Origin of the sequence: Streptomyces sp. NPDC048424, from assembly GCF_040651555.1 — a bacterium.
Classification (GTDB): domain Bacteria; phylum Actinomycetota; class Actinomycetes; order Streptomycetales; family Streptomycetaceae; genus Streptomyces.
Genome location: NZ_JBEZKE010000015.1, coordinates 133,173 through 148,313, shown reverse-complemented (window position 1 = coordinate 148,313; position 15,141 = coordinate 133,173). Strand labels below are relative to the sequence as shown.

Annotated in this window: 12 protein-coding genes, 2 tRNA genes and 1 other RNA gene; 4 read left to right on the top strand and 11 right to left on the bottom strand. The window is 73.6% G+C overall.

Annotated elements, in window-relative coordinates; translation table 11 throughout:
- Positions 1-9: 9 nt before the first annotated feature.
- Positions 10-82 (top strand) — tRNA-Gly (locus AB0D29_RS22445).
- A 48-nt stretch (positions 83-130) separates the two neighbouring features.
- Here AB0D29_RS22445 and AB0D29_RS22440 read toward each other — a convergent pair.
- From AB0D29_RS22440 to ffs, 6 genes are all read right to left on the bottom strand, one after another.
- A complete protein-coding gene (locus AB0D29_RS22440) occupies positions 131-1,036 on the bottom strand; it encodes a phosphoribosylaminoimidazolesuccinocarboxamide synthase (protein WP_362856528.1) in 906 nt (301 codons plus the stop codon).
- 154 nt (positions 1,037-1,190) lie between these two features.
- Entirely contained in the window at positions 1,191-2,678 is a 1,488-nt protein-coding gene (locus AB0D29_RS22435; RefSeq protein WP_362856526.1) for a N,N-dimethylformamidase beta subunit family domain-containing protein, read from the bottom strand.
- 262 nt (positions 2,679-2,940) lie between these two features.
- Positions 2,941-4,716 (bottom strand): hypothetical protein, encoded by a 1,776-nt coding sequence (locus tag AB0D29_RS22430; RefSeq protein ID WP_362856591.1) that lies wholly within the window; start codon positions 4,714-4,716, stop codon positions 2,941-2,943.
- Positions 4,717-5,025: 309 nt separating this feature from the next.
- Positions 5,026-6,279: a phosphoribosylamine--glycine ligase gene (purD, locus tag AB0D29_RS22425; protein ID WP_362856525.1), complete on the bottom strand. Its 1,254-nt coding sequence runs from the start codon at positions 6,277-6,279 to the stop codon at positions 5,026-5,028.
- A gap of 60 nt (positions 6,280-6,339) precedes the next feature.
- A complete protein-coding gene (locus AB0D29_RS22420; protein ID WP_362856523.1) occupies positions 6,340-8,550 on the bottom strand; it encodes a DNA polymerase III subunit gamma and tau in 2,211 nt (736 codons plus the stop codon).
- 64 nt (positions 8,551-8,614) lie between these two features.
- Positions 8,615-8,713, bottom strand: an RNA gene (gene ffs, locus AB0D29_RS22415) — signal recognition particle sRNA small type.
- Between the two features lie 107 nt (positions 8,714-8,820).
- Between ffs and AB0D29_RS22410 the strand changes: the two genes are divergently transcribed.
- Positions 8,821-8,908: transfer RNA gene (locus AB0D29_RS22410), tRNA-Ser, on the top strand.
- Positions 8,909-8,985: 77 nt separating this feature from the next.
- Here AB0D29_RS22410 and AB0D29_RS22405 read toward each other — a convergent pair.
- The 4 genes from AB0D29_RS22405 to AB0D29_RS22390 form a co-directional block, all read right to left on the bottom strand.
- On the bottom strand, positions 8,986-10,512 hold the full coding sequence (locus AB0D29_RS22405; protein WP_362856522.1) for an MFS transporter: 1,527 nt from the start codon (positions 10,510-10,512) through the stop codon (positions 8,986-8,988).
- Between the two features lie 125 nt (positions 10,513-10,637).
- Positions 10,638-10,985, bottom strand: coding sequence for a hypothetical protein (locus tag AB0D29_RS22400; RefSeq protein WP_362856521.1), 348 nt, complete (start codon positions 10,983-10,985; stop codon positions 10,638-10,640).
- Between the two features lie 170 nt (positions 10,986-11,155).
- Positions 11,156-11,968 (bottom strand): hypothetical protein, encoded by an 813-nt coding sequence (locus AB0D29_RS22395; RefSeq protein WP_362856519.1) that lies wholly within the window; start codon positions 11,966-11,968, stop codon positions 11,156-11,158.
- 131 nt (positions 11,969-12,099) lie between these two features.
- Positions 12,100-12,912: a VOC family protein gene (locus AB0D29_RS22390; RefSeq protein WP_362856518.1), complete on the bottom strand. Its 813-nt coding sequence runs from the start codon at positions 12,910-12,912 to the stop codon at positions 12,100-12,102.
- A 113-nt stretch (positions 12,913-13,025) separates the two neighbouring features.
- Between AB0D29_RS22390 and AB0D29_RS22385 the strand changes: the two genes are divergently transcribed.
- Positions 13,026-13,628, top strand: coding sequence for an HhH-GPD-type base excision DNA repair protein (locus AB0D29_RS22385; RefSeq protein WP_362856517.1), 603 nt, complete (start codon positions 13,026-13,028; stop codon positions 13,626-13,628).
- An 86-nt stretch (positions 13,629-13,714) separates the two neighbouring features.
- Positions 13,715-14,188, top strand: coding sequence for a cupin domain-containing protein (locus tag AB0D29_RS22380; protein WP_362856515.1), 474 nt, complete (start codon positions 13,715-13,717; stop codon positions 14,186-14,188).
- Here the strand turns inward: AB0D29_RS22380 and opcA are convergent.
- Positions 14,137-15,069 (bottom strand): glucose-6-phosphate dehydrogenase assembly protein OpcA, encoded by a 933-nt coding sequence (gene opcA / locus AB0D29_RS22375; protein ID WP_362856513.1) that lies wholly within the window; start codon positions 15,067-15,069, stop codon positions 14,137-14,139. The genes AB0D29_RS22380 and opcA overlap by 52 nt on opposite strands.
- Positions 15,070-15,141: the final 72 nt, after the last annotated feature.

The following is a 15,141-nucleotide window of genomic DNA, read 5'->3' as shown; positions in this document are numbered from 1 at the left end:
GGCGCACCTGCGGACATAGCTCAGTTGGTAGAGCACCACCTTGCCAAGGTGGATGTCGCGCGTTCGAGTCGCGTTGTCCGCTCTGTAGTGAAGAAGCCCCCGGTCCTCGGACCGGGGGCTTCTTCGTGTCTCAGGACCAGGTCAGGCCGGTGAGCCGCTCGTACGCCTCGATGTACTTGGCGCGGGTCTGCGCGACGACCTGCGAGGGCAGGGCCGGCGGCGGGAGCTCGCCCTTCGGGTCCCAGCCGGAGGCCGGGGAGGCCAGCCAGTCGCGGACGTACTGCTTGTCGAAGGAGGGCTGCGAGCGGCCCGGCTCCCACTGGTCGGCCGGCCAGAAGCGGGAGGAGTCCGGGGTCAGGACCTCGTCGGCGGCGACGAGGGTGCCGTCCTTCGGGTCGAAACCGAACTCGAACTTGGTGTCGGCCAGGATGATGCCGCGCTCGCGCGCGATGTCCCGGGCGCGGCTGTAGACGGCGAGGGTGGTCTGGCGCAGCAGGGCGGCCGTCTCGGCGCCGGCGGTGCGCGCGACCTCCTCGTAGGAGACGTTCTCGTCGTGCTCGCCGACCTCGGCCTTGGCGGCCGGCGTGAAGATCGGGCCGGGCAGCTCGGAGCCGTCCACGAGCCCCTCGGGCAGGCCGAGCCCGCACACCGTACGGGTCTTCTTGTACTCGGCGAGGCCGGAGCCGGCGAGGTAGCCGCGGGCCACGCACTCGACCGGGACCATGTCGAGGTTGCGGCAGATCAGCGTGCGGCCGGCCCAGTCGGCGGGGGCGCCGGCGGGCAGGTCGGTGGAGATGACGTGGTTCGGGACGAGGTCCGCGAGCTGGTCGAACCACCACAGGGAGAGCTGGGTCAGGACGCGGCCCTTGTCCGGGATCTCGGTGGGCAGCACCCAGTCGAAGGCGGACATGCGGTCGCTGGCGACCATGACGAGGCGGTCGTCCTCGTCGCGGTAGAGGTCGCGCACCTTGCCGGTGTGGAGGTGGACGAGGCCCGGAACCTGAACCGGCTCGGGCTTTTCGACGAATCCGGACACGGGGTCTCCCTGTGGTTCTGTATGAAGCGCACCCCGATTCTCGCGCACCTTCGTCCACTCCTGTGGACAGGGGTGGGTCGGCAGTGGGTCATCCGCAGGTCTGCGGTGGGTCATGCGCAGGTCTGCGGTGGGTCGACCGCTGGTCGGTCGCGGGTCAGTCGTGCTTGCAGATCCGGTCGAGGAGGTTGGCGGTGGCCCGCTGCACCCGCTCGTCCACGTGGCCCGGGCGGTCGAGCGCCGGGGACCAGGCGAAGGTGCCGGAGGCGAAGACCAGGGCCCCGCTGGGCGCCCGGTAGAGGGAGGTCTCCTGGTGGCGCCGGTGGCCCTCGCTGTCGAGGTACGGGGAGTGCGCCAGCAGGATCCGGTCCTGGTGCTCGGGGAGCTGGGTGCGCGGGAAGTAGCGGTCGGCCTCGCCCGCGACCAGGCCGGGCAGCTCGTCGTTCTCGCCGGCGCCGGTGGAGTCCCAGAGCCAGTGCGTGGCGTTGCGCACGATCAGCGGCGCGGGCTCGGGGACCCGGCCTGCGTACTGGATGCCGAGCAGCTGCTGCTCCGGGCGGTCGACCTCGCGCCACAGGCTGGGGCGGCCCGGACCGCGCCGTTTTCGACAGGTGAGGAGCCGGTCCTCGACCCCTGAGGGGGAGGGGGAGAGCTCGACCTGCCAGTACATGGTGTTGGCGGAGAGGAAGACGAGCGAGGTGCCGTGCAGGCGGGCGCGCTCGACGGTGCGCCGCATGGGGGCCGACCAGTACTCGTCGTGGCCGGGGAAGACCAGGCCGCGGTAGCGGGTGGGGTCGACGCGGCCGGCGTGCAGGTCGCGGGTGTCGGCGTAGGCGATGTCGTAGCCGTAGCGCTCGGCCCAGCGGATGAAGTCGTAGGCGTGGCCGACGTGCAGGGGCAGGCCGGCGCCCGCGTAGGGGCGGTCGAAGGAGACGGTGTGGGCCGCGTCCTGCTCGCCGAGCAGCCGGCCGTCCTCGTCCCAGGCGTGGTAGAGGCTGGCGCCGGTGTGGCCGTCCTCCGGGTAGAGGTTGTAGGCCTGCCAGGTGATGTCCGGGAGCAGGAGCAGGAGGTCGGCGGGGTGGTCGTCGCGGACCGTGAAGGGGATGTGGGAGCGGTAGCCGTCGGCGGTGGTCAGGACGGCGACGTACGCGCCGACGCTCCAGTAGGAGGGGACCTGCAGGCGCCAGGACAGCCACCAGTGGTGGCAGGAGACCGTGCGGTCGGCCGCCAGGGGGGCCGGCTGGACGATGCCGGACAGCCGCGGGCTCGTGGTGATCTTGGAGGCCCCGTCGCCGCCGTAGTGGCCGATCCGGTAGACGTCGACGGAGAACTGCTGGGGCGGGTCGACGGTGATGTGGAAATCGATGGCCTCGCCGGGGGTGACGGCGCCGGTGGAGGCGAAGCCCTTGATCTGGCGGTGGACGTCGTCGGCGGTGCGGGGACCGCCGTTGCCCCGGGCGCGGGGGATCTGGCCGGTGCCGGCGGCCGCGGCGGCCGGGTCCACGTACCAGGGGACGACCTGGCCGGTGTCGTCGAAGTAGAGCTCGCTCCCCCGGAACCAGGGCAGGGGGCCCTGTCCGAAGGGGTCGGTCACCGCGTGCGCGAGCGCACCTGACTCCCAACGCCGGATCTGGTCCGCACCCATGACCGCTCCCCTCCCTCGCTCCCCCGAACGGACGTACATCGTCTCGGTGCGCGGCAGACTCCCTGCTGAGACGGCAGTTCTCGGACACCCCGGTTCAGGACATCCAGCCGCGACCGGTCCCAGCACATCACATAACGCACTCAGTCCGTCACCGTTCGTCGCGAATTGACGGGACCGGAACATTCGCATCCGCTTGTTCGTGCGAGCCGTAGCCCATCCGGGGCGGCTGTCGGGGCCCGCCGCAGACCGGTCCCGGCCCGGCTCAGACCAGGCGGACCGGCTTCTCCGGGCGGACACCGAGGTCGGCGAGCCAGTCCCGCAGCGGTTCCGGGTTCCCGTCCTCGACCAGGCACAGCACGCGCGCGGCCAGGTCGGAGCGGCGGTCGCCGCCGACCAGCAGGACCGGCCCGTCGAGCCAGTCCATCCCGGGGGCCGCCCCGGCCGAGTCCACGGCCGCGCAGCACACCATCGCCGTCACGTGGTCGGCCAGCAGGTCCCGGCCGCTGCGCGGCGGCTGGAGCGGGAACAGCGGCACGGCGTCCGCGCCGCGCGCCTTCCCGGCGCCGGCGGCCGGACCGGCGGCCCGCTCCTCGCGGGCCACGTCCCCGCTGAGCCGGCCGGCCAGGGCCTCCGAGGCCGCGCCCGCGCCGGCGGGGTCCGTGAGGAAGCCCAGCACCCGCTCCAGCGTGGGTCCGGCGAAGCCGTCCACGGCGGGCCGGGCGGAGCCGGTGGCCTCGATCGTGACCGGTCCCGCCGTCGCGGACGGAGCGGGTGAGGCCGACGAGGCCGGTGAGGCGGGTGACACCGACGTGCCGGGCAGGACTCCGGGTCCGGCAGACCCGGCGGGGCCGGTGGGAGCGACGGCCGGTCCGGCGGGGCCGGCGGGCCGTCCCGTCGGGACGGCCAAGGCGTCCAGCGCCGCGTGCAGCCGGGCCGCCTCCGCACGCCACTTGCGGTCCACGACCTCCTCCGGATACGCCGCCCAGTCCACCGGGGACCAGTCCGGCCCGGGCTCGGCCGGCCCGCCGTGGAAGAGACGCGCGGCCAGCAGCGACGTCGCCTCGTCGACCAGCCCGGGCTGCTCCAGCAGGTCACAGGCGGGGCGCTCGCCGAGCCGCGAGGTGAACCCCTCGGCCAGCCGGTCCCGCCGCGACAGCTCGGTCAGTGCGGAGACCACTCCGGCGTCGAGGTGCGCGGGCCAGCGGCCCATCCGCCAGGCGGGCAGCGCGACCCGGGTCAGCAGCCGGTCCCAGCCCGCGTAGGCGAGGCCGACCTGTTCCTGGGCGACGATCCGCAGCCCGTAGTCCACACCCTGTGCGCGCTCCGAGGCGGCCGCGGCCACCCCGCGCTCCATTTCGGTGGCGTCCGTCCGGCACAGCCGCAGCAGCAGCCGGGCCGGGGCGCCGATCCAGCCGAGCCCGCGCCGGTTGCCCACGTCCACGGCCGCGTCCAGGCCCCGTACGAAGCCGCGCGCGTCGGCTATGTCCGGGTGCGCGGAAGGACCCGTACCGGCGACGACCGGCGCGAGGACGGCCCGTAGCTCCGCTACCCGCATCCACCACAGGAACGGCGAACCGATCACCAGCACGGGGGCGGCGCCCTGCTCGGACTCCGGGCCGGCGGATATGGCGCTCCGGCGGTGGGCCGCGTGGGTGCGGTCCTCCAGCCAGCTGTCGCAGTCCGGCGTCAGGGCTATCGCGGAGGGCGGCGGCACGTCCATGCGGTCCGCCAGGTCCCGCACCAGCCGGTAGAGATCGGGCGCGGCGGCCTCCGACAGCGGCACCGTCGGCGTGACGGCGGGACTCGCCCGCAGCACCACCGCCGCGAAGGCGCCGCCGACGAGCAGCACCACCGCCGCGACCAGGCACACGACGAGGGTCACCACGGGCCAGGGGTCACCGGCCAGCCGGTCCGTCATCCGGGCGGCCACCAGCACCACCGCGAGGGCGGCGGGCAGCAGCCCGACGGCCAGGGCCCTGCTGCGTACGCGCAGCACGGCGAGAGCGCGGGAACGTGCGGACGGCACGCCCGCTTCCATGATCGAACCGGTTCCGGACACGGCCGGACCTCACCCCCTCTGCCCTGCGGCGACGTTGCTCACTCCCCCACTGTGACACCCGCCACTGACATCGCAATGCCGGTGGGCCAAGTGCCGGAATGCTTGGCATCGCACCCTAGTTGGGGCACGCCCGGCCGTCAGGCAGACGGGGTGACGATCACCCGATGGAATGGCTTTGGGTAAAGCTGGGTGCGTTCGAACGCGGCCGGATGCACTCGCACGCGAACACGCCCGCGGGCCCGGGCGCAGGATCTGCGCACCGGGCCCGCGGGTCTGCGGAGCCGCTGGTCAGCCGAGCCCGGCCGCCTTCGCCGCGATGTCCGTACGGTGCTGCGAACCGTCCAGCCGGATGCGCGCCACCGCCTTATACGCCTTCTCGCGGGCCTGTGCCAGATCGGAACCGGTCGCCGTCACCGACAGCACGCGGCCACCCGCGCTGACGATCGCGTCGCCCTCGCGCCGGGTCCCGGCGTGCAGCACGTACGCGTCGGGCGCGTCCTCGGCGGCCACCTCGGCCAGGCCCTCGATCGGGTCCCCGGTACGGGGGGTCTCGGGGTAGTTGTGGGAGGCGATGACCACCGTGACGGCCGCGTCCTCGCGCCAGACGAGCGGCTCCTCGGCCTCCAGGGTGCCGTTGGCGGCGTTCAGCAGCACGCTCGCGAGCGGGGTGCGCAGCCGGGCCAGGACCACCTGGGTCTCGGGGTCGCCGAAGCGGGCGTTGAACTCGATGACCCGCGTACCGCGGCTGGTGATCGCGAGGCCGGCGTAGAGCAGCCCCGAGAAGGGGGTGCCGCGGCGACGGAGCTCGTCGACGGTGGGCTGGAGGACCAGCTCCATGACCTCGTCGACCAGCTTCGGGTCCGCCCAGGGCAGCGGGGAGTACGCGCCCATGCCGCCGGTGTTCGGGCCCTCGTCGCCGTCCAGGGCGCGCTTGAAGTCCTGAGCGGGCTGGAGCGGGACCACGGTGACGCCGTCGGTGATGGCGAAGAGGGAGACCTCGGGGCCGTCGAGGTACTCCTCGATGACCACGCGGTCGCAGCCGAGCGCATGGGCGCGGGCGGCGGCCAGGTCCTCGGTGACCACGACGCCCTTGCCGGCCGCGAGTCCGTCGTCCTTGACGACGTACGGGGCGCCGAAGGCGTCGAGGGCTTCGTCCACCTCTTCCGGGGTGGTGCAGACGTAGCTGCGCGCGGTCGGGACCCCGGCCGCGGCCATCACGTCCTTGGCGAATGCCTTGGAGCCTTCGAGCTGCGCCGCCTCGGCGGACGGGCCGAAGACGGGGATGCCCGCGGCGCGCACGGCGTCGGCGACCCCGGCGACCAGCGGGGCCTCCGGGCCGACGACGACCAGGCCGGCGCCGAGTTCGGTGGCGAGGGCGGCGACGGCATCGCCGTCGAGGGCGTCGACCGGGCGGAGCTCGGCCACCTCGGCGATGCCGGCGTTGCCGGGAGCGCAGTACAGCGCGGAGACGTCGGGGTCGAGGGACAGAGAGCGGCACAGGGCATGTTCGCGGGCGCCGCCGCCGATGACGAGGACCTTCACGCCGCCCAGGGTAGCCCGGCCGCGGTGGCGCGTTTCGTGCGGCCACCCAATCGGGAGGCCCTACTCATTCGTGTATTCCTCCACAACGGTGGCTCCCAGCTCGCGCACGATCAGGTCGTGTCCGGTCAGGGCGCTCTCCACGAGGTCGGGATCGTCCTCCTCCGCGAAGTCGTCCTCGGGGGCGACCGGCGGGGGCGCCTGCTGTACGGGGGGCTGCGGGGCGGGAGCCGACTGCTGGGGCGGCTGCTGCTGCGGGTACTGGGGCGCGGGGGCCCCCTGCGGCGCGGGCTGCGCCGGCGGCGGGTTGTAGGCGGGGGCCGGCGGGCCGGCGTAGGAGGAGGAGGCCTGGGCCATGGGGGCCGGGCCGCCGCCGCCCACCACGGCTTCGATCTTCCAGTTGACCTGGAACTGCTCGGCCAGGACCGCCTTGAGCACGTCCTCACTGCCGCTGCTGGCGAAGTTGTCGCGGGCTCCGGCATTGGGGAAGCCGAGCTGGAGGGTGGTGCCGTCGAAGCCGGTGACCTGGGCGTTCTGGCTGAGCAGGATCCAGGTGAAGCGGCGGCGGTTCTTCACGGCCTCCAGGACGCCGGGCCACATCGCCTGGATCTGCCCCGCACCGGCGGCCATGCCGGGGGAGGGGGCGGGGGCCGCGGCGGCCGGGGCCGGTGCGGACGCCGCGGGCTGGGCGACGGGCGCGGGCGCGCCCTGACCCGGGGCGGACGCGCTGGGCCAGGCACCGGCGGCCGGAGCGGCGGGGGCGGCCGGGGTCGCGGGGGCGGCCGCTCCGGGCCAGGCACCGGGGGCGCCGCTGCCGGGCTGCGCGGCTCCGGGCCAGGCCCCGGGCGCGGCGGGGGCGGCGGGGGCAGGTGCGGCCGCGGCGGGGGCAGGTGCGGCCGCGGCGGGGGCCTGAGCGGCGGGCGCCGCCTGAACCGGAGCCTCCGGCTGCGCGGGAGCCCGTACCGGCGCGGGAGCCGGCACCTGGGCGGGCGGCTGGACGGCAGCGGCGGCGGCGCGCGCGGCGGCGACACCCCCACCGGGACCGGCGGGCGCCATGGCGTGCGCCTCGGGCCCGGGCACGTAACCCATGGCGGGCGCGGCCGCGAAGGCGGCGGCGCCGCTGCGCTCCAGCCGGTCGAGCCGGGCCTGGAAGGACCGCTCGTCGTCGAAGGCGGCGGGCAGCAGCACGCGGGCGCAGATCAGCTCCAGCTGCAGCCGCGGCGAGGTCGCGCCGCGCATCTCGGTGAGCCCGGTGTTGACCAGATCGGCGGCGCGCGACAGCTCGGCGGCCCCGAACACGGACGCCTGGGCCTGCATCCGCTCCACCACATCGGCGGGGGCGTCGATCAGCCCCTTCTCCCCGGCCTCGGGCACGGCGGCCAGGATGACGAGGTCGCGCAGCCGCTCCAGCAGGTCGGCGACGAACCGGCGCGGGTCGTTCCCGCCTTCCACGACGCGGTCGACGACCTCGAAGGCCGCCGCCCCGTCCCCGGCGGCGAAGGCGTCGATGACGGAGTCGAGCAGGGACCCCTCGGTGTACCCGAGCAGGGAGGTCGCCATGGCATACGTCACACCGTCCTCACCCGCGCCGGCGAGGAGCTGGTCCATGACGGACATCGAGTCACGCACGGACCCGGCGCCGGCGCGCACGACGAGCGGCAGCACGCCGTCCTCGACCGTGGCGCCCTCCCGCCCGCAGACCTCGCCCAGGTAGTCCCGCAGGGTGCCGGGCGGCACCAGCCGGAAGGGGTAGTGGTGCGTCCGGGACCGGATGGTCCCGATCACCTTCTCCGGCTCGGTGGTGGCGAAGATGAACTTGAGGTGCTCCGGCGGCTCCTCGACCACCTTCAGCAGGGCGTTGAAGCCCGCCGAGGTGACCATGTGCGCCTCGTCGATGATGTAGATCTTGTAGCGGCTGGACGCCGGCCCGAAGAAGGCCTTCTCGCGCAGGTCACGGGCATCGTCCACACCACCGTGCGAGGCGGCGTCGATCTCGATGACATCGAGGGACCCCGGCCCGTTCCTGGCGAGGTCCCGGCAGGACTGGCACTCCCCGCAGGGGGTCGGAGTGGGACCCTGCTCACAGTTCAGGCACCGGGCGAGGATGCGCGCGCTGGTGGTCTTTCCACACCCGCGCGGCCCGCTGAACAGGTACGCGTGATTGACCCGGTTGTTCCGCAGGGCCTGCATCAGCGGTGCAGTGACATGCTCCTGCCCGATGACCTCGGCGAACGACTCGGGGCGATAGCGGCGGTACAGCGCAAGGGACGACACGTCTACGAGGTTATCCGGGCCCACCGACAACAGCGGCCCGCCGACGCCACGAAGGCCCCCGGGAACGCAAAGCGCCCCCCACGCACCCGCCAGAGCCCACTTACCCTTGCTGCCTTCCGGCCCTGGGGGAGTTGGGTGAGATAGCGCCACGTGAGGGGCTGGCCCCACCCTAGCGGATGGATGCCCCCGGAATCGAGCCGGACCCCGGCCCGTCCTCCCGCCGACGATCACGTTCGCGAGCACCCCTCAACGTCTTGTATTGTTTGCGGCGGAGGATTCGCCTAGTGGCCTAGGGCGCACGCTTGGAAAGCGTGTTGGGGGCAACCCCTCACGAGTTCGAATCTCGTATCCTCCGCCAGTGCCTCACCGGGCACTTGAAGGCCCCGACCGGGAAACCGGCCGGGGCCTTCTGCGTTCCCCCTCTCCGTACGCCGGTCAGTGCGCGACGGGCTGCGCCGGTTCGGGGGCTGCGGTGCGCGTGCGGTCCCGCATCAGGATCAGGGCCAGGGCCGCGGCCGCCAGGACTCCGGCCGCCGCTGCCGTGAAGGTCGCCGACATCGCCGAGGTGAAGGCTTCGCGGGCGGCGGACGCCAGGGCCGGGTCGGTCAGCGCCGCGGCGACGGAGTGGCGGGCGGCGTCCGGGGCCGAGCCGGGCAGCCCGGCGGCGTAGGTGGTGGAGAGCACGGCTCCCAGTACGGCCACGCCCAGGGCGGCTCCGGCCTGCTGGACGGTGTCGTTGAGGGCGGAGCCGACGCCGGCGTGCTCCTCGGGGACGGCGCCCATCAGGGCCGCGGTGGCGGCCGGCATGGCCAGCCCGCTGCCGATGCCCATCAGCACCATGGCGGTGGCCAGCGGCGCGAAGCCGTCGCCCGCTTCCAGGCCGGCCAGGACGCCGAAGCCGGAGGCGATGACCGCGAGGCCGACGGCGGTCATGACGCGGTTGCCGATCTTCCTGCCGAGGGTGGCGCCGAGGCCGTTGAAGAGGAGCGTGGCGACGGCCAGCGGGGTGAAGGCGAGGCCGGTCTCGGTCGGGGTGTAGCCGCCGACGAACTGCAGGTACTGGGTCAGGACCAGCATCAGGCCGCCGTTGGCGAAGGTCAGCAGGACGAGGGAGAAGCTGGCGCCGCTGAACATCCGGTCGCGGAAGAGGGCGAGCGGGACCATCGGGGAGTCGGTGCGGACCTCGTGGATGACGAAGGAGGTCAGGGCGGCCACGGCGATGCCGAGCGAGGTGAGGCTGGACGCGGCGGTGAGGCCGTCCTTCGGGAGGGCGATGATCGTCCAGATCAGGGCGGTCATACCGGTGACGGACAGGGCCATGCCGGCGAAGTCGGGCCGCCGCCAGGGACCCTTGGACTCCGGCATGAGGATCAGCGCGGCTGCGATGGCGAGCAGCGCGATCGGCACGTTCATCAGGAAGACCGCGCCCCACCAGAAGTGGGCGATGAGCACGCCGCCCAGCCCCGGGCCGCCGACGAGGCCGAGCACGGCCACCGCGCCCCAGGCGGAGATGGCCTTGCGGCGCTCCTCCTCGTCGAAGACGGTGATGAGGATGGAGAGGGTGCTCGGCATCACGAGGGCGCCGCCGATGCCCATCACCACGCGGCCGGCGATGAGCTGGGCGGGGGAGTCGGCGTAGGCCGCGAGGAGCGAGGCGACCCCGAAGAGGGCCAGCCCGATGATCATCACGCGGCGGCGGCCGAACCGGTCGGACAGGCTGCCCGCCGTGAGCAGCAGTCCGGCGAAGACCAGGATGTACGACTCGATGATCCACTGGATGGCCTCGGCGCCGGCGCCGAGGTCCTCCGCGATCGGCGGGATCGACACGGTCAGCACCATGTTGTCGACGACCAGCACCAGGGTGCTGAGGCAGAGCACGATCAGGATGAGCCAGCGTCGCGGATTGCGGGCCCCACCCACGGCTCCGCCCACGCCCCCGTCCACGTCCTCGTACACGTCCATGGCGATCCCTTCCCCTTTTCCTCGCGTCGCTGCGTACAGCGTTCGCTTGCGTGAGAACAACGTACGCCGATGCGTACAGTGTTCGCAAGCGGCAGTTCTGATCCGCCCGACGGCCCTCGGCCCGATCACATGGAGGCCGCCGGGACCCTGCCGAACAGCCGGCCGGCCAGGGCGATCCCGACGACCGCCCCGCCGGCGTCGCGGGTGAAGAAGCCGCGCTGGCCCTTCAGACCGCCGCCGGTGACGATGTACTCCTCCCCGTCGCCCGGCAGCAGCCCCACGGACTCCGCCGGATGGTCCGCGGGCATCTCGCTCTCCGAGGCCGGGATCTCCGGCTTGATCCCGACCTCCAGCGTCAGACCGGCCCCGTCGGCGGCGATCACGAGCGTCATGGCGTCGTTCTCGTACCTCCCGGCCAGCTCCGGGGCGCGCGCCGGGTCGTACGGCAGCGGCTCCGGATCCCGGTCGACCACGCCGAGGCAGTGCTCCAGCGCCCACCGGACGACGGCCCGGTTGAAGAGGTATCCGTTCGCGTGGTGGCCAGCGAGACCACCGCGAAGTCGCGCCCGGGCTGACAGCCCGCTGACAGCGGTGGCGGCGGGGGGAGGCGGGGGAGGCGGGGAGGAGAGGCGGGCGCCTTCGGCTAGCCGACGTAGGCGTCGAGCGCCGGGAAGCAGACGGCGTTGTCCGTACTGCAGATGTCGGGGCCGCCGCGCGGCGCGAGATCCGCGGAGGGGCGCTCGTACGTCAGCAGGCTCAGCGTCCGGCCCGAGGCGAAGACGGCCGTGGCGTCGCGGACCGGCCCGGCGTCGGGGCCGGGCGACGCGGATCCGGCGTACCGGTACGGGCCGTGGCCGCCGTCCACGACGGCGAAGAAGACCGTACGGGTGCCGCTCGCGGCGGGATCGCCGGACTCGCCGGGGTACAGCCCGCCCTTGGTCACCAGCCGGATCCCGATCCGCGCCCAGAACGCGGGCAGCGGCCTGCAGGTGAGGTCCGTCCGCTCGCCGCGGACCACGACGAGGCAGTAGTGGCGGTCGTCCGGCATCCAGACGAACTCGCCCGCGCCGGCCGCGGGCTCACGGTGGATCACGATGATCGAGTCGTCGGCCTGAGCCCTGGCCCCCGGGTGGTGCCGGCGGACCGCTTCCAGCAGCGGGGCATCGGCGGGGGTGACCTGCCCCTCCCCGACGGGGGAGGCCGGCCCGGACGTCGAGGGCGCCTCGGGCGCCGCCGGCACGGCCGAGGGCGACGCAGGCGAAGGCGACGCGGGCGAAGGCGGCACGGACTGCGTCGACGGCACCGGCGAGGGCGGGAGCAGCAGCGAAGGCGCGGCCGAGATCAGTGCCTCCGGCGACAACGGCGGAGCCGGGGGCGGCGCGCACGAGGCCGCCGCCAGCACCGTCAGCCCGCATCCCGCCGCGGCCACCGCCGCCAAGACCGTTCCACGTCTCATCAGATCCGCCCCCGCACCGCTCGAACGTACGTGTAGGGGCGAAGTCTGCCGGGTGGTGCGGAGCCACGGTCCGGCGGGCCGCGCGCTCCGCGACCCGCCACACCTACGTCACGCGCCCACACGCGCCCGGCTCAGCCGAAGGAGGGCATCTCCCCGACCGTCGTCGACATGTCGATTACCGCGAAGGCGGCCCCCTGCGGGTCGGTGACCGCCGCGAACCGGCCGAACGGGCTGTCCATCGGCCCGAAGTGCAGCTTCCCGCCGTGCTTCTTCGTCTTCGCGACCGCCTCGTCGCAGTCCGGGACCCCGAAGTAGATCTGGATGTACGGCGGGACCTCCGGCGGGAAGTCCTCGTCCATCTTCATCCGGCCGAGCACCGGGTTCCCGCCGCCGCCGACACTGAAGATCTTGAAGTCCATGTTCGCCATCTCGGGGTCGTCGCCCGGGTCCATCTGCTGGGCGCCGTACGGGAACACCTTCGGAAGGAACGCGTCCGGCTTGGCCGGCTCCCGGGTGAAGACCTCCGCCCAGGCGTACGACCCGGCCTCGCCCATCTTCTCGAAGCCCTTGTGCTCGCCCGGCTGCCAGACGCCGAAGACGGCGCCGCTCGGCTCCTTGGCGATCACCATCGTGCCGAAGGCGCCCACCTGCATCGGGCCCATCAGCACCTCACCGCCGGACGAGGTGATCTTCTCGGCCGTGGCCGCCGCGTCGGGCGAGGCGAAGTACAGACACCACTGCGAGGGGGCGTCGACCCCCGGCATCGGCGGCACGACGGCCGCCACGGCCTTCCCGTCGGAATAGGCCTGCGTGTAGTTGCCGTACTCGCTGCTGGCTTCGCCGAAGGTCCAGCCCAGCACGTCGGCGTAGAAGGTCTTGGCACCTTCCACATCGGTGAACATCGCGTCCACCCAGCACGGCGCGCCCTCGGAGAACTCAGGCATGATCGATCGACTCCTCGGCTCGTCACTGTCGTCCCGTACCTGTCGTCGTACTCACGCTAGGCGCGCGGTGTGCCGACCGCGCGGGGAGCGCGCCCACGCGGGACGCTGGTGCCATGGACAAGGACATCACCATCCGGCTGGCGCAGCAGCCGGAGGCCGACGCACTGCTCGGCCGGAGCCCGCTCGCCGCGCTCGTCGGGATGCTGCTGGACCAGCAAGTACCCATGGAGTGGGCGTTCTCGGGGCCCTGGACGATCGCGCAGCGGATGGGCGCCGACGATCTGGACGCGCACGCCATCGCCGCGTACGACCCGGAGGCCTTCGCCGCCCTGCTCTCCGAGAAGCCCGCCGTGCACCGGTATCCGGGTTCGATGGCGACGCGGATCCAGCAGCTGTGCGCGTACCTGGTCGAGCACTACGGCGGGAGCGCTGAGGCGGTCTGGGCCGACGCCGCGACGGGCCAGGAGCTGCTGAAGCGGCTCAAGGCGCTGCCGGGCTTCGGGGAGCAGAAGGCGCAGATCTTCCTCGCCCTGCTGGGCAAGCGGCTCGGCGTGCGCCCCACGGGGTGGCGGGAGGCCGCGGGCGGCTACGGCCAGGCGAACGTCTACCGATCGGCGGCCGACATCACGGGCCCGGAGTCACTGGCCAAGGTGCGGGCGCACAAGCAGGAGATGAAGGCCGCCGCGAAGGCCGCGAAGGCCGCGGGCGGGTCCTGACGGGGCCTGGCGGGGCCTTGACGGGGCCTGACGGGGCCGGGAAAAGGAAGATCCAATTCCCCCATCGTGACCGTAGATTGGCGCACATGACAGAGAATCCGACCCGCGCCGCCGCTGCCGAAGCCATCTACGACGCACCCGGCAGCCTCATCACCCTGCTCACCGACACCGCCGAACTCACCTGCAACACCGCCACCTTCGAGGAGGGCGCGGCCGGGGCCCCGGTGCACTTCCACACCAAGGCCACCGAGTTCTTCCACGTCACCGCCGGGCAGCTCGACGTCCTCGTCGACGACGAGATCCACACCCTGGGCGCCGGCGACTTCATAGCGGTCCCGCCGGGCGTCAAGCACGCCTTCGCCCCCGCCGCGGGCCACACGGCCAGCGTCTTCGTCGGCTTCACCCCCGGCATGGCCCGCTTCGACTACTACCGGCTCCTCGGCCGGGTCAACGCGGGCGAGGCCACCGTGCAGGACATCAAGGACAGCTCGGCGACCTACGACAACCACTACGCGGAGAGCCCCGTCTGGAGCGGCCGCCGGCGCAGCGCGGAGCCGTAGACCACGTCCGCGTCGAGGCGGCGCAGTTCCTCCGAGATCAGTTCGGCGTTGCTGCGGATCTTCAGGGCCACCTTGCGGTCGACGCTCCCCGGCAGGACCAGGGTGGCCAGCGCGCCCGCGGGCCGGTCCACCCGGATCTCGCCGCCCGTGGTCCGCAGGCTGACCCGGGTGATCACCGGGCCGGGGCTCGCCTCCCGGTCGACCGGCACCCCGAGCCGGTCCTCCAGCCAGCGCGCCAGCAGCTCGGCGCTCACGTTGCCGGCCTCGCTCTCGACCGTCGCTCCCGTCACGGGCAGCGGCTTCTGGTCGAGGGCGGCGGCCAGCAGCGCCCGCCAGTGCGTCAGCCGGGTCCAGGCCAGGTCGGTGTCGCCGGGCTGGTAGCCCGCGGCCCGCTCGTCGAGCACGGCGACCGGGTCCGCGGCGGCGGACGCGTCGGTGATCCGGCGCTGCGCGAGCGCGCCCAGCGGGTCCCCCGCCAGGTCGGCGGGGGCGTCGGCCGGCCACCACGCCACCACGGGCGCGTCCGGCACGAGCAGCGGCAGTACGACCGAGGCGGTGTGCTCGGTCAGCGCCCCGTGCAGGCGCAGCAGCACGATCTCCCCGGTCCCGGCGTCGGTGCCGACCCGCAGCTCGGCGTCCATCCGGGTGGCGCGGAGGGTGAGCGGGCCGCGCGAGACCCGCTTGATCACCGCGATGATGCGGCACGGGTGCTCGCGCGAGGCCTCGGAGGCCGCGCGCACGGCGTCGTAGGCGTTCTCCTCGTCGGTGACGACGACGAGGGTCAGGACCAGCCCCATGGCGGGGCTGCCTATGGCTCGGCGGGCTTCGAGCAGGGCCCGGTTGACCTTGCTGGACGTGGTGTCGGTGAGTTCGGTCCGCATACGGCGAGTCTGTCAGCGCGCACCCGGGTTGCGGCAATCGGTTCGCTCGACTCCGCCTCGAAGGGCCGCCCC

Excerpts from the sequence above, each read along its gene's own strand:
- AB0D29_RS22430 (WP_362856591.1), bottom strand. The coding sequence starts at position 4,716 with ATGGAAGCGGGCGTGCCGTCCGCACGTTCCCGCGCTCTCGCCGTGCTG.
- AB0D29_RS22380 (WP_362856515.1), top strand. The coding sequence starts at position 13,715 with ATGACAGAGAATCCGACCCGCGCCGCCGCTGCCGAAGCCATCTACGAC.
- AB0D29_RS22395 (WP_362856519.1), bottom strand. The coding sequence starts at position 11,968 with ATGAGACGTGGAACGGTCTTGGCGGCGGTGGCCGCGGCGGGATGCGGG.
- AB0D29_RS22405 (WP_362856522.1), bottom strand. The coding sequence starts at position 10,512 with ATGGACGTGTACGAGGACGTGGACGGGGGCGTGGGCGGAGCCGTGGGT.
- AB0D29_RS22435 (WP_362856526.1), bottom strand. The coding sequence starts at position 2,678 with ATGGGTGCGGACCAGATCCGGCGTTGGGAGTCAGGTGCGCTCGCGCAC.
- AB0D29_RS22385 (WP_362856517.1), top strand. The coding sequence starts at position 13,026 with ATGGACAAGGACATCACCATCCGGCTGGCGCAGCAGCCGGAGGCCGAC.
- opcA (WP_362856513.1), bottom strand. The coding sequence starts at position 15,069 with ATGCGGACCGAACTCACCGACACCACGTCCAGCAAGGTCAACCGGGCC.
- AB0D29_RS22390 (WP_362856518.1), bottom strand. The coding sequence starts at position 12,912 with ATGCCTGAGTTCTCCGAGGGCGCGCCGTGCTGGGTGGACGCGATGTTC.